General features: G+C 52.1%; 20 protein-coding genes and 1 tRNA gene. 9 read left to right on the forward strand and 12 right to left on the reverse strand.

The window, feature by feature from the left end; genetic code table 11:
- Window positions 1-186: 186 nt before the first annotated feature.
- The 3 genes from murC to ytpR all read right to left on the reverse strand — a co-directional run bounded on the left by murC (window position 187) and on the right by ytpR (window position 2,871).
- A complete protein-coding gene (gene murC, locus EKM97_RS02165) occupies window positions 187-1,509 on the reverse strand; it encodes a UDP-N-acetylmuramate--L-alanine ligase (RefSeq protein ID WP_125570634.1) in 1,323 nt (440 codons plus the stop codon).
- A gap of 35 nt (window positions 1,510-1,544) precedes the next feature.
- Entirely contained in the window at window positions 1,545-2,105 is a 561-nt protein-coding gene (locus EKM97_RS02170; protein ID WP_125570635.1) for a hypothetical protein, read from the reverse strand.
- Between the two features lie 130 nt (window positions 2,106-2,235).
- A complete protein-coding gene (gene ytpR / locus EKM97_RS02175; RefSeq protein ID WP_125570636.1) occupies window positions 2,236-2,871 on the reverse strand; it encodes a YtpR family tRNA-binding protein in 636 nt (211 codons plus the stop codon).
- A 117-nt stretch (window positions 2,872-2,988) separates the two neighbouring features.
- Between ytpR and EKM97_RS02180 the strand changes: the two genes are divergently transcribed.
- Complete coding sequence (locus EKM97_RS02180) at window positions 2,989-3,282, forward strand: hypothetical protein (protein WP_125570637.1); 294 nt, start codon at window positions 2,989-2,991, stop codon at window positions 3,280-3,282.
- Here EKM97_RS02180 and trmB read toward each other — a convergent pair.
- The 3 genes from trmB to EKM97_RS02195 form a co-directional block, all read right to left on the reverse strand.
- Window positions 3,279-3,929: a tRNA (guanosine(46)-N7)-methyltransferase TrmB gene (trmB, locus tag EKM97_RS02185; RefSeq protein ID WP_125570638.1), complete on the reverse strand. Its 651-nt coding sequence runs from the start codon at window positions 3,927-3,929 to the stop codon at window positions 3,279-3,281. The genes EKM97_RS02180 and trmB overlap by 4 nt on opposite strands.
- Before the next feature lie 106 nt (window positions 3,930-4,035).
- Window positions 4,036-5,241: an ABC transporter permease gene (locus tag EKM97_RS02190; protein ID WP_125570639.1), complete on the reverse strand. Its 1,206-nt coding sequence runs from the start codon at window positions 5,239-5,241 to the stop codon at window positions 4,036-4,038.
- A 2-nt stretch (window positions 5,242-5,243) separates the two neighbouring features.
- On the reverse strand, window positions 5,244-5,972 hold the full coding sequence (locus tag EKM97_RS02195; RefSeq protein WP_125570640.1) for an ABC transporter ATP-binding protein: 729 nt from the start codon (window positions 5,970-5,972) through the stop codon (window positions 5,244-5,246).
- Between the two features lie 87 nt (window positions 5,973-6,059).
- On the opposite strand from EKM97_RS02195, the gene EKM97_RS02200 reads away from it, so the two are divergent.
- The 4 genes from EKM97_RS02200 (at window position 6,060) to EKM97_RS02215 (ending at window position 8,317) form a co-directional block, all read left to right on the forward strand.
- Entirely contained in the window at window positions 6,060-6,488 is a 429-nt protein-coding gene (locus EKM97_RS02200; RefSeq protein ID WP_125570641.1) for an HIT family protein, read from the forward strand.
- 2 nt (window positions 6,489-6,490) lie between these two features.
- Entirely contained in the window at window positions 6,491-6,835 is a 345-nt protein-coding gene (locus EKM97_RS02205) for a hypothetical protein (RefSeq protein ID WP_125570642.1), read from the forward strand.
- Window positions 6,836-7,177 carry a lipoprotein gene (locus tag EKM97_RS02210; RefSeq protein WP_125570643.1) on the forward strand — a complete coding sequence of 114 codons (342 nt, stop codon included), beginning with the start codon at window positions 6,836-6,838 and terminating at the stop codon, window positions 7,175-7,177.
- A 213-nt stretch (window positions 7,178-7,390) separates the two neighbouring features.
- Window positions 7,391-8,317, forward strand: a complete 927-nt coding sequence (locus EKM97_RS02215; RefSeq protein WP_125570644.1) for a peptidylprolyl isomerase — start codon at window positions 7,391-7,393, stop codon at window positions 8,315-8,317.
- 426 nt (window positions 8,318-8,743) lie between these two features.
- Here EKM97_RS02215 and EKM97_RS02220 read toward each other — a convergent pair whose 3' ends face one another.
- The 3 genes from EKM97_RS02220 to EKM97_RS02230 all read right to left on the reverse strand — a co-directional run bounded on the left by EKM97_RS02220 (window position 8,744) and on the right by EKM97_RS02230 (window position 12,239).
- On the reverse strand, window positions 8,744-9,721 hold the full coding sequence (locus EKM97_RS02220) for a 3'-5' exoribonuclease YhaM family protein (protein WP_125570645.1): 978 nt from the start codon (window positions 9,719-9,721) through the stop codon (window positions 8,744-8,746).
- 138 nt (window positions 9,722-9,859) lie between these two features.
- Window positions 9,860-10,210: a YlbF family regulator gene (locus tag EKM97_RS02225; RefSeq protein WP_125570646.1), complete on the reverse strand. Its 351-nt coding sequence runs from the start codon at window positions 10,208-10,210 to the stop codon at window positions 9,860-9,862.
- Window positions 10,211-10,223: 13 nt separating this feature from the next.
- Window positions 10,224-12,239, reverse strand: a complete 2,016-nt coding sequence (locus tag EKM97_RS02230; RefSeq protein WP_125570690.1) for a PBP1A family penicillin-binding protein — start codon at window positions 12,237-12,239, stop codon at window positions 10,224-10,226.
- Between the two features lie 277 nt (window positions 12,240-12,516).
- Between EKM97_RS02230 and EKM97_RS02235 the strand changes: the two genes are divergently transcribed.
- Entirely contained in the window at window positions 12,517-13,284 is a 768-nt protein-coding gene (locus EKM97_RS02235) for an RluA family pseudouridine synthase (RefSeq protein ID WP_318530762.1), read from the forward strand.
- 945 nt (window positions 13,285-14,229) lie between these two features.
- On the opposite strand, the gene EKM97_RS02240 is transcribed toward EKM97_RS02235, so the two are convergent.
- The 3 genes from EKM97_RS02240 to EKM97_RS02250 all read right to left on the reverse strand — a co-directional run bounded on the left by EKM97_RS02240 (window position 14,230) and on the right by EKM97_RS02250 (window position 16,687).
- Window positions 14,230-14,700: an arginine repressor gene (locus EKM97_RS02240; protein WP_125570648.1), complete on the reverse strand. Its 471-nt coding sequence runs from the start codon at window positions 14,698-14,700 to the stop codon at window positions 14,230-14,232.
- Between the two features lie 18 nt (window positions 14,701-14,718).
- A complete protein-coding gene (gene argS, locus EKM97_RS02245; RefSeq protein WP_125570649.1) occupies window positions 14,719-16,401 on the reverse strand; it encodes an arginine--tRNA ligase in 1,683 nt (560 codons plus the stop codon).
- A 215-nt stretch (window positions 16,402-16,616) separates the two neighbouring features.
- Window positions 16,617-16,687, reverse strand: a tRNA-Gly gene (locus EKM97_RS02250).
- A 272-nt stretch (window positions 16,688-16,959) separates the two neighbouring features.
- Between EKM97_RS02250 and EKM97_RS02255 the strand changes: the two genes are divergently transcribed.
- The 3 genes from EKM97_RS02255 (at window position 16,960) to EKM97_RS02265 (ending at window position 18,439) form a co-directional block, all read left to right on the forward strand.
- The gene (locus EKM97_RS02255) at window positions 16,960-17,343 is read left to right on the forward strand and encodes a hypothetical protein (RefSeq protein WP_125570650.1); all 384 of its coding nucleotides are present in this window, start codon (window positions 16,960-16,962) and stop codon (window positions 17,341-17,343) included.
- 72 nt (window positions 17,344-17,415) lie between these two features.
- On the forward strand, window positions 17,416-18,126 hold the full coding sequence (locus EKM97_RS02260) for an AzlC family ABC transporter permease (protein WP_125570651.1): 711 nt from the start codon (window positions 17,416-17,418) through the stop codon (window positions 18,124-18,126).
- Window positions 18,113-18,439 (forward strand): AzlD domain-containing protein, encoded by a 327-nt coding sequence (locus EKM97_RS02265; protein ID WP_125570652.1) that lies wholly within the window; start codon window positions 18,113-18,115, stop codon window positions 18,437-18,439. The genes EKM97_RS02260 and EKM97_RS02265 overlap by 14 nt, the downstream gene beginning before the upstream one ends.
- The last annotated feature ends 307 nt before the right edge of the window (window positions 18,440-18,746 follow it).

An 18,746-nucleotide genomic window follows, 5' to 3' on the forward strand; every position in this document is an offset into this window, starting at 1 on the left:
TTATTAACAGGCAAGTATACACACTTATGCTGATTGCGTCCACCGGACTTTAGACCGATAAATAACTTTATGGCCAGCAATCTGCCTGTTGTCACATTTTGCGAAAACACAGCTTTTGAAAAAACAAAAAAAGACAGTGGTAACCACCCCTAAGCGGTTCCCCCTGTCTTTTCATCAACTCCAGAATTACTTCTCAGATTTCTGCTTGAGCAGATCTTCGTAGGCGTTCTCGTACTTCTGAATGTCACCGGCACCCATGAAGACAACGACCGCGTTTTGCTCCTCGAGTAGTGGACTCATGTCGTCGAGTTTGAGCACCCGGCCACCATGACTGATCTTGGCACCAAGGTCTTCGGCACTGACACTGCCGGATTGTTCTCGCGCGGAGCTGAAAATATCTGTCAGGTAAACTTCATCGGCCTTGTCGAGCGTTTCCGCAAATTCGTCAAGGTAAGCAATCGTGCGGCTAAAGGTGTGTGGCTGGAATACCGCCACAAGCTTCTTGTCTGGGTACTTCTGCCGAGCAGCATCCAGCGTTGCCTTGATCTCGTTTGGGTGGTGTGCGTAGTCGTCGATAATGGTCATATCGGCAACCTTAGTTTCGGAGAAGCGGCGCTTAACCCCACTGAAGGTGGCCAATTCCCGGGCGATGAAGCTAGGGTCCAGCTTTTCAGTGTACGCAACCGCAACCACTGCCAGCGCGTTGAGCACGCTGTGTTCACCAAACAGTGGCACCATGAAGTGACCGATTAATTCGTCATGGTAGTAAGCATCAAAGGCAGAACCTTCAGTTGAACGCACCACGTTCTTAGCGATAAAGTCATCCTTATCACTCACCCCGTAGTAGTAGACCGGCACATCAACCTTGAGTTTACGCAACCAAGGATCATCGCCCCAAGCGAAGATGCCCTTCTTAACCTGCTTGGCTTCAGTTTCGAATGCGTCGTACACGTCTTCGATACCGGTGTAGTAATCCGGGTGGTCAAAGTCGATGTTGGTCATGATGATGTAGTCTGGGCTGTATGCCAAGAAGTGCCGGCGGTATTCGTCCGCTTCAAACACGAAGAACTGGGAATCCTTCTGGCCAACACCGGTCCCGTCACCAATCAGGTAACTCGTCTTGGCAACGCCACTGAGCGTGTGGGACAGCAGACCAGTGGTACTGGTCTTACCGTGCGCACCGGCAACGCCAATACTGGTGTAGTTTTCAATCAGCTTACCAAGGTATTCGTGGTAACGGTAGACCTTGAGACCCATTTCCCGGGCACGGGCAACTTCTGGATGTTCATCCGTGAAGCTGTTCCCTGCAATGATGGTGTAGCCTTCCTTCAGGTTAGCCGCGTCAAAAGGCAAGCACTCGATGCCTGCCTTTTCCAGACCGCGCTGTGTGAACGTGAACTGGGTAATGTCACTGCCCAATACCTTGTGGCCTAAATCATGCAGAATGAGGGCCAAAGCGCTCATTCCGGAACCCTTAATACCAATGAAGTAGTCAGTTTCTTCGCTCATGAAGTAATTCTTCTTTCTATATTCGTTTGGTCAGCTTACTGCTGTTTTTGCCGCAAGTATGCAGCCACCGCGTCATGCGTCACATTCCAATCCGGAAGCGGCGCAAAATTCGGTGTAAGTGCACTTACCGTGCTGCGGTGCTGCTGCGCTGCTGGTGAGTCATCGCGCAAAACCACTGGCTCTGCGTTCAGTTCCACCGGCCACCACTCGTCCTCGACCGGCACAGCCCGCGGCGTCCGTTTAGCGACGTGCGCAGAGTCTACTTGCGCCGAACTGGTAGTTTCTGGTGCTTTTGCAGTTGCACCTGGCGTCTCCACCTGGGCTACTGCAACTGGTTCGGCACTATCCTCATCCACCGCAGCATCATCAGCACCGGCGATGAGAATCACCGCATCATCCGGCCGCTGCATTTTGGCGGTAATATCTGCGTAGTTAATCACCGGTGCCTTGCTCGTCCGTGAAGCCACACTTGGTGGGGTCACAAACTGGGACATCGGATCAACAGAGTGATACGTGATTGGTTCCTGCGCTTTTTGCGCCGGAGAATCAGGCTTTTGCCCTTCGCGGTTAAAAGCCGGTCCGTCATAATGCGCCATGACAATCCCTCCTTCAGCTGTGGTTCAATGATAGCACAGATTTGGTCCGGACCAGACCCGTGATGACATACACAAGGTGAAAAAAATGCACCGGTACTTGCACAAGTTTTTAGTCGCTGCGATTTAGGATTTACGCGTTAGCCAGGAACTTAGCAGCCTTGGCAAAATCAAACGGGGTCCCAGCAGGAATGCTGTCAGGCAGTACCAGAATACCGCGCTTCTGCGGTGCGTTCGGCAGCGCCAGTTCCCGGGCGGAGCAGAGCATACCGTAACTATCAACGCCGCGCAGTGCACCCGGCCAGATCATTTTGCCGTCTGGCATCATGGCACCCGGCAAAGCCGCAACAACGTGCTGACTGAGCGCCGCATTCGGTGCGCCGCAAACAATCTGTTCGCTCCGGCCGTTGCCTAAATCAACTTGCGTCACGTGGAGGTGATCAGAGTCTGGATGTGCCGCAAACTCACTGACCACCCCAATGACGAACTTTGGTGCGTCATCAGCGGTCAATTCTTCAGCAAAGCCGGCAGCCTGAATGAGCTCGTTAAGCTTGGCAACCTGCTGCTGATCAAGGAAAACTTGGCCATCAGCGAGCTGACCCAGTGTACTTGATACGTTAAAGAAGTTGTAACCGAGCAGCTGTCCCTTTGCGTCCTTAATCTGCACGAGATCACCGCGCTTCTCGCTGACTTGCGCGTCTGTGTCCTCAGCAACGAAGGTGATGAGTACGTCGCCAAGTGCGGCGTGGTTGTAACTAGAAATCAACATCGTGATAATATCCTCCCAATCGGTGTGCCGTGCACACCCCGTAATTCAATCTGCTACCGGCGCCAACTAATGATGCGTTATACTGAAAGCATCAATCAAGTTCACAGGAGGCGCCCCATGCGTAAATCTACCAAAATCAGCCTAGTAATTGCCACCGGTCTTCTTGCCATCGCGACCGCTGCCAGTGTCCAGCGCAGCAAGATTGTCCACGCGCGCCGCATCAAGTCACTCTTGCAGGCTGCAAAAGACATGCAAAGCCTGCCGGTGCTTGGCGGCTGGATGACGGAAATCCCTACTGGCAACACCGATAGCCTGCAAATGCGCGGCGGCGTCATTGTTGCGACCCAAAATGGGCGGCGCACACACGGCTTCACCGCGGACATCGCCACCGGTGTGATTACTTTTGACTAATCAGCCGTGCTAAAGCGCGCCTTGAGTTCATAGATGCGGCCGCCCTTAGCACTAAATTTCTGCTCGTATTCGGTCTCGATGTTGCCTTCAACGCGCGCATCCTTGTGCAAGTCCAGGCTGACCAAATCGTAGTGCATCCCGTAATTGTTCATGCTGACCAGGGAGTATTCAAACAAGCCCTGGTTATCCGTCTTGAACTGCAGGGTGGCGCCCTTTTGCATGATGTTCTCGTACTGCGCCAAGAAGCTCTTGTAGGTTAAGCGCCGCTTCTCGTGGCGAGTCTTTGGCCATGGGTCAGAGAAGTTTAAGAACAAGCCGGCAACTTCTTCCGGTGCAAAGTATTCACTCAAGTCCGCGCCGTCACCCAGAATCAGGTGCAAGTTCGGCAACTGCAGTTCAACTTGTTTCCGCAGAATGTACGCGATTGCCACTTCCTGCAGTTCCAGGGCGATGAAATTCCGTTCTGGGTATGCCTGGGCCATGCCAATGATAAATTGGCCCTTACCGGAGCCCACTTCCAGCATGAGTGGTTGCTCGGTAGCAAATTTTTCCTGCCACTTGCCTTGCATCCCCTTGGGGGTAATGCTAATCATGTCGGGGTGAGCCGCAATCAGCGGCTTTGCCCACGATTTGTTGCGCAAACGCATATAATAATCCTCTTCTTTTCTATTAATTCATCATTACTACGAATAAAAACTGCCGCGTGGGTCCACTGGACCGATACGCGGCAGTTTTTTCAGTCCGAAGTATATTCTACATATTCTTGCGCACGCGCGCCACCACAAACACACCCGGAATGACTATCGCGGCAACTAAGAACGCCGCACTAATGCCCAAGCCAAGGACGTGAAAGCGCACAATTGCCGCTACGGCCATAATCAGCGCTGCTGCTAAGGTTGCGCCAATGGCCACCTGGCGCCAAGCCGGCACCCGCTGCGCGCGGTCAATCGGGAACAAGTGGGTGAATACAATCTCGTCATAGCGTTTGCTCAGTGGTGCCAGTTGCACGTCTAGCAGGTATAGCATTGCCAAACCAATAATGAGCACAAGCCACCACTGGTTCGCAATCAGGATGAGGACGGCGCCAACCAGACCCAAGCGAAATGTCAGGCCAAAATATTCATCACTACGCACAAGCCCGCGGGCATACAGGTACAGCCAGCTGTTTTGTTGCGTGCGCTGAATTCGCTTCAGCGGGCCATCCATGTAGCGCCGCCGCGACGTACCCCCGCCCAATCCGGGGACGTCGGTGAAAAGGTTGTAGAAACGGTAAATGCGCGCCTGCCGCGCGGCTTCCGTCTTAATCATGAGCTCTAAGTTCACGTTCGCAACGCTCAGAATGCGCCGCGCTTGCAGACGAATCGCGACGAAAACAGCCCCAGCGCCTGCTAAGGCAATAACTGGACTGGTCGACAAACCCACGAGCGTCAGACCAAAAGCAAGCACCATCAGTGCCAGTCGCGCCCGCTTTGTTTGCAGTCCACTCCAGAACAGCCCAAGTTCCTGCAAATACATGTCAGCCAGTTTCCAAGCCAGTTGGGCAAGCATCTGCAGTAGCACCCAATAAGTGGGAACAGCTGCGCCGCCGCGCATGATTGGCCAAACAGCCAAAGTCGCCAGCAACTGCACCGTGAGTGGTAGGGCGAGACTATAGCGAAAAGCCCCACGTAAGTATGCCTGCATTTTGCCGAGTTGGGGCAACAAGAAGACGGCATCTGCTTTTTGCACTAAAGTCGCTAGGCGGCCAATACTTAAGCTCAAGGCCAACGCGGCGCTGACAGCGACGATGAGCAAGGCGGAACTGCCGTGCAGACTCTTCACGAAACGACTGTACGCGTATAGTACAGCCCCAAACAGAATCAGCAGGACGAGGACGAAGTGATCATTGAAGACGCGCTGCAAGTATTTGCTTTGCAGCTTCAAATGGCGGCCGCGCCGTTTACTCCATAATGTGTCCACGGCTAGGCCTCCTGAATCATGCGCATATAGATGTCATCCAAGCTGGCATCTGGCAGTTGCATCTGTGCCCGCAACTGCGCGAGGCTCCCCTGGGCACGCAGGTGACCATCGCCCAGAAGTACGAAGCGGTCCGCGTTGTCCTGCGCTGTCGCCAGTACGTGTGTTGACATGAGTACACTGGCGCCCGTCTGCTTTTTGGCCGCAACCAGGTCAAGCAGGTCGTGGACCGCCACTGGATCGAGACCGGTAAATGGTTCGTCGATGATGAAAAGCTGGGCATCACTCATGAAGGCCGCCGCAATCATCACCTTCTGCTTCATCCCCTTGGAGAAGTTGTCGGGAAACCAGTCCAGTTTATTATCGAGGCGGAACTTACTGAGCATTGGGTCGAGCCGCTGCCAAGCAAGCTGCTCGTCCAGTCCGTACGCCATCATGCTCAACTCCAGATGTTCACGTAAGGTGAGGTCGGGATAAAGCACCGGCGTCTCCGGAACATAGGCAATCGCTTGGCGGTACGCATTCTCATTTTCGCTAAGCGTAACGCCATTGACGGTGATGCTGCCCGATTGCGGCCGCAGCAGACCAATAATGTGTTTGATGGTCGTGGACTTACCCGCACCGTTAAGCCCGATTAAGCCGACCACTTCGCCAGCGGCAACGCTGAAACTCAGGTCATGGAGGACCGGCAACTGCCCATAACCGCCAACCAGATTTTTAATTTCCAAACTCATATTTAGCGTACCTTCCAATCTGTAATTGTGACTACCAAAATGATAACATACGGGTATATGGATTAATTAAAGAAGAGAGGGAATCACATGGACGACTGCATTTTTTGCAAAATTATTCGCGGGGAAATCCCCAGCACGACCATTTATGAAGACGACGAGGTCAAGGCCTTCCTTGATTTGAGCCAAGCAACGCCTGGCCACACACTGCTCGTGCCGAAGAAGCATGTTGCCGACATCTTCGCTTATGACGAAGATCTAGCCAGCCGCGTCTTCACCCGTCTGCCGAAAATTGCGCGGGCAATTAAGGCCAGCAACCCCGACATCAAAGCAATGAACATCATCAACAACAATGGTGAGCTTGCCTACCAGAGTGTCTTCCATTCTCACATTCACCTCATCCCGCGTTACAGCGCCAATGATGACTTCTCCATTCATTTTGGTGACCACTCTGACCAATATGACAGTGCCAAGCTGGAAGCCATCGCCGCCGGCATCCGTCAGCAGCTGGAGGACTAGGCATGAGTTTTAGTAAAGGACTAGTCGCCGGACTCGTTTTCGGTGGTGTGCTCGGTGCCCTCACAAACAAGCACAGCGGCCGTGAAAACCGCGCTGCAGCCCAGAAATGGGGTCAAGACACCATGCAAGACGTTCAGCAGTTGCGCCATGGCATCACTAAGCTGCAGACTGCGCTGCAAAAGCTGCAAACCGCGCAGGTCGAGAATCTTGAGCCCGCACTGGACGGCATCCAAAAGGACGTCGAGGCGTTTAACTTCAAAACGGCACCGCACTTGGCAAAAATTGAAGACAGCATGACACGGATTAACGACGCCCTGCCAGAGACAACAAATACCGAGGACGACTAAATGAAAAAAATCATCGCCACCATTCTCACCCTATTCTCAATCAGCCTTGTCCTAGTTGCGTGTGGTCAAAAACAGGCCGACTATCCCAGTGCTGCGAAAGCGGAGTCTGCGCTCAATGCCGGAAAGAACATTAACGGTAAAACCGTAAGTTTCAAAGTGGCAAAGGTCGTCCCAAACGGAACACTCGGCCATACGATGTGGGCAGGTAAACATCTCAACTTCATCAGTGATGAGAATCCGAAAATCTCTGTAAAAAAAGGTGACACCGTAACCGTCAAGATTAAGAAAGCTAAGTCGGCACTTGGGTCGTGGCTGATTACCTACACTGATTTATCAAAATAGGTCAGGACTATAAGCTCTTTTTGAAAAATCAAGACAATGCTCCTGTATTTTGTGGCAGTTTTCATTTTCCCAGTCAAGGGCACGGAATTGCTACGACCTTTTCACTAAGGATTTGTGAAAATACTGTGAATCGGCGCACAGAAGCGCCGCTTGTGTTATATTAGAACCCAGATTCGCATGCGCGGATAATACTATAGATTAGGATGTGTCAAAATGAAGAAATGGATCGTCGGCTTCACCGGACTTGCCGTTGCCGTCTTGCTTGCAGGGTGCTCTAGCTCCACCGTCGCAAGTATGAAGGGTGCTAAGATTTCCCAGGACGACTACTACAAAGAGATGAAGAAGAGTTCTGCTGGCCAGCAGGTCCTGCGCAGCATGATTGTTGCCAAGGCACTTGATCAGCAGTACGGTTCCAAAGTTTCCAAGTCTAAAGTGACCAAGCAGTTCAACGCCGTTAAGGCGCAATACGGCTCAAGTTTTGCTTCTACTCTTAGCCAGAACGGTTACACCGAATCCTCCTTTAAGGATCAGATTCGCACTTCCCTTCTGTCCGAGGTTGCCCTCAAGGACTTAAAGAAGATTAGCAAGGCTAAGCTGGCTAGCCAGTACAAGTCTTACGAACCAAAGATTACTGTTCAGCACATCTTGGTTAAGACTAAGGCTCAGGCCCAGAAGATTATCGACGAGTTCGGTAAGGAAAAGAACACCACGGCAAACTTCTCCAAGCTTGCTAAAAAGAACTCCACCGATACTGGTACCAAGAGCAACGGTGGTAAGTTGACCGCCTTTGACAACACCGATACTCAGCTTGATTCCACCTTCAAGAAGGCTGCCTTCAAGCTGACCAAGGATGGCCAGTACACCACAACGCCTGTTAAGACGCAGTACGGTTACCACGTCATTCGTCTGATCAGCACCCCAGGTAAGGGTAAGCTCAGCGATGCCTCCGTTCAGAAGGCACTGAAGAAGCAGATTTACACCACATGGGAATCCGACACGACCGTCATGAACAAGGTCATTGCCAAGGTTCTCAAGAAGGCCGACGTCAAGATTAAGGACAACGACCTGAAGGATGTTCTGTCAACCTACCTTGACAGCAGCTCTTCTTCCAGCAGCACTGCAACAACCACCAGCAACTAATAAGTAACACTGAGGATCACGGCAGCGTGGTCCTTTTTGTTTTGCCAAAATGCTGGCGGCAACAGTAAATTGGCCGACAAAGTCGATTGTGACTGCATTTATGCACAAAATCATCTAAATTACTAAATCAAGTATCAGTTATGCCTAATTATTCCAAAAAACAGAACGTTACTTTTCAAATGCTGCGTCCACTTTTTAAATAGGTCTGCTATATTAGGTGTATGGATAGATGATATCCATACCTATCAACATGAGTGCTACCTTATTGACAGGTTTCCACTCATTCATTTTACCCACTCCCTAAAAAAATTCCCCCCAATATAATTTTCCACCGCCGAATAGCGGTGGTTTTTTTTGCGCTTGGCTTATTAATGCAGTGCAAAAAAAATAGCGGTTCGGGAAATCCGAATCGCTAAATGGTCGAGCTTATTTCTGACTATCCCGCCCAGAGTAGTGCTGAATGGAGGCTGGCTTATAGAAGCGCCGGTTGTCCATCCCAAAGAGATGTTCGGAGAAGTCCCCTTCGTCCGCGCGCGCAACCGCGTTGGTCATCATGTTGATGGAAGCGTCTAGTTCGTCCAGGTCGTGCAGGATCTGCGCCTCGGGCAGCTGTGGCCGCACTGGTGAGCCGTATTCGAGCAGGCCGTGGTGCGCCAGGACGGTGTGCCGAAGCATCACCACGTCTTCCTTGGTTGAATCGATGTTCAGCTCGATGCAGGCGCGAATAATCTCTTCATCGATGAGCACGATGTGGCCAATCAGGTTCCCCGTCACGGTGTATTCCGTGGAGACTGGCCCGCTTAGTTCAATCGTTTTGCCCATATCATGCAGAATTGCGCCTGCGTATAGTAAGGACACGTTGATGTTCGGGTACTGCTCTCCAATTTGCTTGGCAAGGCGCAAAATGGATAGCGTGTGGAAGGCCAGGCCGCCACCGTTGGCATGGTGGTTGGCCTTAGCCGCTGGGTAACTAAAGAAGGCATCGTGGTGATCAGCCAGCAACTTGCGCACAATGCGGTTCCAGTTCGGGTTGAGAATATCGAACACGAAGCTGCCGATTTCTTCTTCCATCTGGGTGGATTTCTCTGGTGCTTGCTCCAGGAAGTTCTTCGGGTTGTCGCCCTCTTCCTGGGTGGCGAGGCGGATACTGTAAAGCTTAATTTGCGGGTTGTCGTGGTAGAGCTCGCGCTTGCCGGTAATGCGCACCACGACGCCAGACTTAAACTGCTCAATGGCAGCGTCAGATGCGTCCCACATTTTGGCTGGCAAGTGGCCACTCTTGTCTTGCAAAATAAAGGAAATGAACTTCTTACCGTTCTTAGCAATGCGGGTGTCTGCGGATTTCACAAGCAGTGACAACTGCATCTCGTCACCGTTCCGATACTCAAATAAGCGTTTTGCCAACTCTGTTACCTCCATCATTCTTCTGCCTTCATCATACCGATTTTGGGACCTTATTACCATCATAATGTGACCCTAGCGCAGGCAAGGCGCAAAATAAAAGGTCCCGACACCACGATGTCGGGACCTTTATTCACTGATTTAGGCGTTTTCTGGACGGTATAGTTCAGCGATGGGCTGACTCACAATGGCGTTCAATTCATCCATCAAGCCGGCCATGGCCTGTTCCTTCTTGATCAGGTCCTGGATGGCCGTAATCTTCTGCATCTTCTCGCCAACGTTCTGCAAGTCCTGGAGGTCTTCTGGTGGCAATTCCTGACCAGTAGCCTGTTTCTGCTGCAGGGCAACCTGCTTGGTCTGGAACTGTTCAAAAAGCCCGTATGCCACGGCGTCAAGCTTCAGCATGTCAAATGCCTGCTTGAGTTCCTGGTACTGCGTAGTGCTCTTGAGCGCTGCTGCCATTTCGTTTGCGTTGTCGTAAATGTTAACCATTGTGTACTCTCCTTTAATTGTTGAAGAAACTCTTGATGTTATCCGCCCACTGACTCAAGGTACTCTTCGCGGAATCAATCCCATTTTGCACGCCACTCTGGATACCGCTCCAGGCGCTGCTTGCATTCGAACTAGCATTCGCGGTGCCCTGCTGGGTGGCGAGCGTCTGCGCATCCTGCGTGTTAAAACTCGTCTGCGGTGTTGTCGGCAGAATGTTCTCAGCTTCGTCCTTGAAGATTTTGGAAACCCCATCCTCACTGGTGCCTGACAAGTAATGATCTTTATCAGTGTATTCGAAACCGGTCCAGGTTGCAATGACCACGTCCGGCGTGTATCCCACTAGCCACTGGTCCTTGGTGCCATAACCCCATGAGGTCGGCACTTCAGAACTCCCGGTCTTCCCGGCAACCGTGAAGTTACTTGGCTTAGCATTAACCGCCGTCCCGTGGGTGAAGGTACCAATCATCATACTGGTCATTTCCTTGGCCACGCTCTTAGTCATAATCGACTGACTTTTGGCGTTGCTTTGGTAAACCACCGTGCCCGAGGCATCGACAATTTTGCGGATGAAATGTGTCTGCGGCAGGCTGCCACCATTCGCAAAGCTGGAATAAGCACGCGCGAGTTCGAGCGGTGTAATGTTGGTGCTGACACCCCCGAGCGCTGCGGACAAGTTCTGGTCCGACTTTTTCAGGTCAATCCCAAAGCGCGCCAAACTGTTAACACCCTTTTGAACCCCGATTTTGTTGAGCAACCACACGGCCGGCACATTAAGACTCTGCGCGAGTGCGGTGTACATTGGCACCTTGCTCTGGTAAGCACCCGTTGGGTTCGTCGGTGTGTACTTGTTCTTGCCAAAACTCTGCTTATCATCCGAAAGCTCGGAATCATAGTGGTAGCCATTTTCAATCGCCGGCGTGTACACCATCAGCGGCTTGAGCGTTGATCCCGGCGAACGTCCGGATAACTGCGTGGCGTAGTTCAAACCGCGGTATACGTGCTTCCCGCGATTACCCACAACTGCGAGTACACCACCGGTACTTGGATCCACCGCAACTGACGCTGCCTGGGCAATCGTGCCATCACTAGCATTGGCCGGGAACAGCCAACTCTTCTGGAAGGTGGCATCCATCTTGTCCTGGTAAGTCGTGTTCAGCGTCGTATAGATCTTGTAACCCTTGTTCAGAATATCGTTTTCGGACACCCCATCCTTCACGGCTTCATCAATCACGGCGTCAAAGTACGATGGGTACTTGTCCGCATTGTCGTTAGTGTAGGTATTTTTCAGCGTCAGGCTGGTTTGCTTGGCTGCGGCTTCCTGACTGCTCGTTAGATGCCCAGCTTCCACTTCCAACTGCAACACGAGATTACGCCGCGAGATGGCATTGTCCATGTGGTCAATCGGGTTGTAGAAGCTCGGGTTCCGCAGCATCGCGGCAAGCGTCGCGCCTTCACCAACGGTGAGCTGACTGGCATCCTTTCCGAAGTAGCGGCGGGAGGCGTCCTGAACACCCCACACCCCATTACCGAAGTAGGCATTATTCAGATACATCGCCAGAATGTCCTTCTTGCTGTACTCCTTGGTAATCTGCACCGCCATGAAAATTTCCTGGCCCTTACGCAGAAAACTTTGTTTCTGCGTGAGCAGAGTATTCTTAGCTAACTGCTGGGTCAGCGTACTCCCCCCACCAGTGATGGCCCCGCGGTGGATGATCAGATTCACGACTGAACGGAGAATACCCTTAATGCTAAAGCCCCAGTTCTTGTAGAAGGTCCGGTCTTCGGTACTAATAACCGCGTTTTGAACATTGACCGAAATTTTGTCAATGTCGACGTAAGTCCCCTTCTGCGAGTATAGGGTGCCTGCTTCTTTATTATTGTGATCCAGAATGACCGTCTTCGTTTGCAGTGAACTCTTAATGTTCTCCACGTCAGACGTCTTCGCCTTGTAGGTAAAATAACTGCTAAAACCAAGAATCACAAGGAGGACCAGCAAAATCCCCCACCGAATAATTTGAAAGCGCCGCATAAAGCGCGCAATGGCGTGCCCAGCAACGCCAGCGGCGCGGGCGATGCCAGATTTCACTTGTTCCTTGTTCAAAAATGCCGCTCCTTCCGCGCCGTTTTGCGTCGCAAGTGTTTTATACTAGAATAGTTATCGCTTCAGGCATTGTAGCACAAACATGTTGAATACCAGACTTACTAATAACAGTTTACATATTTTTCACAGATTTGGAGTGGGACCATTGACCGATTTTAAGCAAAAGATTGTCGTACCCAATGCCTTTCCGAGCGTACGCGCGCTCATGCGTGCTTGGTTGCTACCAAAGCACTACCAAGGGGCGTTGCGGATGAGCCACGGTATCCTCATCGACGGTAAGTACCGGCCCGTCTCCGCCGCGGTACCGGCTAACAGCCAGGTGAGTTTAAACTATACCGCAGACGCGCAAGCTTACGTCCCGAGTTACCAGCCACTTCCAGTCGTGTACGAAGACGCCCAGTTGCTGGTCGTGAACAAGCCCGCCGGACTGAAAACGCACCCCAACCGCGCTGATGAAACTGACACGGCGGTAAACCGCGCTGCTGCTTATCTCGACGGTCCCGTTTTCATCACTCACCGTCTGGATATGGAAACCAGCGGCCTACTCTTATTTGCCAAAGATCCGCTGACCCAGGCCATCATCAATCGCCAGCTCGCAACCAAAGCCATGCGCCGTGAGTACACCGCACTCACTGCAGCGGGCATTCCTGTTAGTGGCACCATCGACGCGCCGATTGCCCATGCGGATGACGATGTCCGCAAGCGCACCGTTGCAGCAGACGGATTACCGGCGCGAACGCATTACCGACGGCTCACGGCCGACGACAATACTGCCCGCGTCGAACTGCGCCTGGATACGGGGCGCACACACCAAATCCGCGTTCACCTGGCTAGCATCGGGTTTCCCATCGTTGGCGACCCACTGTATGGCGACCACCCTGCCGACCGCTTGTACCTGCACGCAACACGCATGTTGCTCACGAGGCCATTCAGCGAGCAACCACTCGCGATTGAATGTCCGCCTGAATTCTAAATTGGTGTGTCGCTGTCCGTCAGCGTAGGTCGGAAAACTTTCATCCGCAAGGATGCTCGGGTTGAAATTTACTGTTAGACCGAAGGTCGGAACTGGGTCGGATTTGCTACGCTCCCGGGAAGGGTGTGCGTGGGACCGTTCCAGCCAGCTGCGCTGTCTTCCACTGGCGATTTTGCCGCAAACCCGCCGGCAAAATCCCGCTCCTAACGAAAATGGCGGTGTACATTTCGCACGAAGTCCATGTGCGAAACATACACTGCCATTTTCGTGGGCACGCACACCCTTCCCGTCCGCTGCCGCCAATCCGACCCAGTTCCGACGCGCATTCACATGACTGTGGTGGTGAAAGTTTCAGGCTTCGATGGCGAGAATATCGGCCAAAAATGGACACGTGATTGAATAATGCTGGCATCGTGAGAGATTCATTGGCTGATCAAACACCCGAATACTTTTACCATGCGGCATACAGTAATTGCGTAATTGTCCAATTACGCAGCCTGGGTACAGCCGAACATCAACCTCAGCATTTCAGTGCGCTGTCACAGGTCTCTGTGGTGTTTTCTGTTCAGTATGTGTCGGCCACGGAGGCGTGAGTGTGCTTGGGCGGAGCGGAGGGAACGGAGTCGGGCGACAAGATAATCTGCAGTGTATGCCCGGCTGATTTTGCCGGGTGTACACCGCAGATTATCTCAGGAGCGCGGATTTGACGCCGGGTTTGCGGCAAATCTGCCAGCGAAAGACGGCGAAGCCGCCTGGAGCGGTCCCGCCCGACGTAGTTCTCCGGAGCGCAGCCCAAGCGCACTCACGCCGGAGTTGCCGACTTCACCGCCTAGCGGCGATATGAAAACGGCACAGAGGTCGTGCGCGACTTCGTCGCCAAAACACTTACGCTGACGGACAGCGAAAACGCCCAGGCCGGATATACCAGCTTGGGCGTTTTGCACGCTACTTGTTCTTAGTCTTGATGAGCGCGTCATGGTACTGGGAGTAGAACCACTCTGCAGACTCGACGTCTGGTCCAATGACCACGATGGTGTCGTGGCCCGCAACCGTCCCGACAACCTGCGGAAAATTCGCATCGTCAATTAGCGCCGCGAGCAAATTACCGTTGCTCGGCAACGTTTTGATGACGTTCATGAACATGACCCGGGTGATGCTGACGCCAACCTCTTTGACCATGTTGTTGAGCCGGTCGGTGAGCTTGTCATCCCCCATGCTCTTCAAAATGGTGTAGCGGCTGACGCCCGCACCGTCCTTGGTCTTCACGACCCGCATTTCCCGAATGTCACGGGAAATGGTTGCCTGCGTGGCTTGAATGCCACACTTACTCAACTCCTGAAGCAACTGTTCTTGCGTCTGGACTACCGACGAACCGATAATCTGGGCGAGAATCTTTTGTCGTTCTGCCTTTTTCATTCGGAACTCCTCCTGCGACTACATTTCCTTAGGGGCCTTAACGCCGAGCAGATCAAGAGCAGACGTGAGTACGACGGACACACTCTGCACGAGTGCCAAACGTGCTGGCAATTGCTGGTCTTCGACGAGAATCTTGGTGTGCGCGTAATACTGGTTGAAGGTCTTGGCGAGCTTCAGTGCGTACTTAGCAATCACAGAAGGTTCGTAGTCACGCGCAGCCCGGGCAATCGTTGCTGGGTAGTCCGCCAACATTTTGAGGACGTCCCAGGCGCTGCCATCGTCCAGTGCAACGCTGGCATCTGGCTTCACTGCAGCCTTGCCCAGGATACTGTTGGCACGCGCATTCGTGTACTGCACGTACGGCCCAGTTTCACCTTCAAAACGGACCACTTCGCTCAAGTTAAAGTCGAAGTTATCAACCCGCTCATTCTTCAGGTCATGGAAGACCACCGCGCCAACACCGACTGCTTCCGCAACTTCGTCCGCGTTCTTGAGGTCAGGATGCTTTTCGGCAATCTGTTCCTTAGCGAGGTCAACGGCTTCGTGGAGCACCTTCTCCAGCAAGATAACGTTCCCCTTACGTGTGGAAAGCTTCTTACCATTGGCAGTGATCAGACCAAACGGAATGTGGTGGATGTCATCGGCCCAGTCGTAACCCATTTCCTTAAGAACGGCCTTGAGCTGCTTGAAGTGTTCGGTCTGTTCCATCCCCACCACGTAAAGGCTCTGGGCAAAGTCATAAGTCTTGTACCGATAGATTGCAGCTGCCAAATCACGAGTCATGTACAGCGTGGCACCATCACTCTTGCGAATCAGCGCTGGGTTCAAGTTGTACTTGCTGAGATCCACGATTTCGGCACCGCGGCTTTCCTGCAACAAGTTCTTAGCAGCCAGTTCGTCGGTGATGGCGTCCATCTTGTCGTTGTAGAAAGCCTCACCCTTGAAACTGTCGAACTCAACCCCAAGAATGTCATAGATGCGCTTGAATTCCTTCAGGCTTTCACTGCGGAACCAGCTCCAGAGCTTGTGCGCTTCTTCATCGCCGTCTTCAAGCTTCTTGAACCAAGCACGTGCTTCATCGTCCAGTTCTGGCTGAGTTTCAGCTTCTGCGTGGAAGCGCACGTAGTATTCAAGCAGGTTCTTGATTGGGTCGGCCTTAACGGCTTCCTCACTCCCCCACTTCTTGTAAGCCACAATCAGCTTACCGAACTGCGTACCCCAGTCGCCCAGGTGGTTAATCTTAATTGGTGAGTAACCAATCTTAGTGAGAATTTTGGCAATGGAATTCCCAATCACTGTTGACCGCAAGTGACCCATGGACATTGGCTTCGCAATGTTAGGTGAAGACATGTCGATTGGCACGTTACCACTACCGAGCTGCTGGTCACCGTAAGCACTCCCCTTGCTGGCAATTTCTGCCAGTACGGCGGTGGCAAAAGTCGTCTTTGCCAGGAAGAAGTTGATGTAGGCGCCAGTAGCGACAACCTTCTCAAAACCAGTGGCGTCAATTTCGCCGACGAGTTCTTCAGCAATTTTGGCTGGCGCCATGTGCCGCACCTTCGCAAGCGCGAAGCACGGGAAGGCGTAGTCACCCAGGTCACTTGACTTAGGGGTTTCGATCAACTTGTTAATCTGGTCCTCATTAAGATCATCCTTTAAGACACCGGCAAGTGCCTGGACGACTGATTGTTTGAAATCCATGTATTTTCCTCCTGTTTATACAAAAAAACTCGCCGCTTTCATGGAAATGAAAGAGACGAGCCACGCCCGCGGTACCACTCTAGTTGGCGTTACCGCCCGCTCACACATTTTAAATTGCCCTCAAAGGCGCGCCCCGGTATCGGTATGCCCACATCTCACCACAAGGGGCTCACTGGAATACTTCATTCCGGATCTTCCTTCTCATTAGGTACTACAGCGGTCGACGAGAATCGAACTCGCGACATCAGCTTGGGAAGCTGAAGTTTTACCACTAAACTACGACCGCATCAGAACGATAATTAGTATAGCACGAACCTTAATTACTTGCCAAGCATCTTCGCCAGATTGAAGTATAAAAATCTGCTAACAATGCATGCCGGTTGCGCCGCACGCAGTCAATGACGTCTATATTATAGTAGATGCCGTATTTGTGGCAAAAAGTGTGGCAAAATAGCAAGCTGAGTGTTAAACTATTAAGGTTGCAAAAATTAGAAACGTCCACCGCTTGTAGCCATTTTCTAACCGTGCTATAATGTTGGGCGTAGAGGAGGGATGGATATGGCACAAACAGGACGTCGGTATTTCTTCGTCGCCAAAAACACCAAGACGAAGAGTGGGTATACGATTGAGTTCCTCAACATCCCGCAGCTTTATGCGTCCGGTGTAACCTACATCGAGGCTGTGTACTACTCCTACAGGGTTCTCGCAGACTTCTTGAACCAGCTGCCAGATGATGAGGCTGCGCTTGCCGCGTATACCCTGTCATCGATTCCCGATAACAAGGACGACACGTTCTACACCATCATCAGTGTTCCGGGTGATTTTGATCCTCACAAAATGCAGACTACTTTCACGATTGCACAAAGCCTCCCCGAAGATATTCGGAATCAGGCCGACAAGTTGTCCCACTTGGTCGATTACGATAACCCGATTGCACTCTAAGCTAGCCATTGAGCGGACGAAATCCAGACGATTTCGTCTTTTTTTACATAAATTTTGCAGGCGGTGAAACCTTTGAATAATGAACTCGACTTCCGAACCGGCTTGGCGGATACTCTGCCAACCGTCTTCGGCTACATCGGTATCGGACTAGCTTTTGGCATCGTCAGCTACGCAGCTGGCATCCCCGCTATTGGCGCCCTGCTGATGGCACTCATCACTTACAGTGGGGCTGCTCAATTCGTCATCGTCAGCATGTTGACGGCCCACAGTCCGTATATCTCCATCGTGCTCTCGGTCTTCATGCTGTCCGCGCGCATGATTCTCACCAGCATGACCGTCGCGCGCTACTTCAAAAACGAAAGTATGGTGCGCAACATTTGGCTCGGCACCCTACTCACAGATGAAACCTTCGCGCTTAGCATGAGTAAGCTCAACTACACCCAGCAGCAGCTCAGCTATCCCTGGCTGAATGCGGCCAATATTTTCGCGTACAGCGCCTGGGCCGCTGCCTCACTCGGTGGCAACCTCTTGGGCAATCTCATCAGTAATCCGGAAAAATTCGGGCTCGATTACGCCTTAGTCGCGATGTTCATCGGCCTGCTCTACCTGCAAATCATTGGTGATAAGGGCATTAAACTCAGCTTACAGCTGAGCGTCGTCTTATTGGTACTCGTTTTGACCTACGTCGGGATGATTTTCATCCCGTCCAGCCTGCTGGTGCTCGTCGTCACGCTAATTGCCTGCTTCGTCGGAATGGGGGTGCAACACCATGCCAAGCTTTAATTACTTGCTCCTTGTTATCCTCGGTACCGGCCTGGTCACCTGGTTGTGCCGCGTGCTGCCATTTGTGATCTTGAAAAAGTTCAACATGCCGAAACTACTCCAAGAATTCCTCAGTTTCGTCCCCGTTGCTATCATGGCCGCCCTGGTCTTTGACAACATGTTCACCCAGCACTTGGGCCATTTACCTGAACCCAATGTTCCGAATATTCTCGCAGCATTACCAAGCGTGCTCGCCGCAATCATTACCCGCTCGCTGCTCGTCATTGCCATTGTCGGCGTTGCCACCCTAGCTCTAATTCGTTTTCTCATGTAGCCAGGCGCATCTAAAAAGTCGCCCTTAACAATCCCTGCGGATTGCTAAGGGCGACTTTTTGCTTGTTCAAAACCTGACGTGACCACTTTTAGTTCGGCATCTTCACAAGACGACGGCGGTGGCGCAAGACCAGCGCGACGGCGGCGATGGTGCCCGCAGATACAGAAGCGAGGGTGATTGCAGATAAGTGAGACATAGGCATAACCTCTTTCATTTGGAATAAACTCAGTATGCCGTCGCATTTTGAAAATAACTGGCCGAATCCACCAAGAATCCGTGAAGATTTAACGGTAAATTGTGACAATCC

The organism is Lacticaseibacillus songhuajiangensis (genome assembly GCF_003946025.1).
Classification (GTDB): Bacteria; Bacillota; Bacilli; order Lactobacillales; family Lactobacillaceae; genus Lacticaseibacillus; species Lacticaseibacillus songhuajiangensis.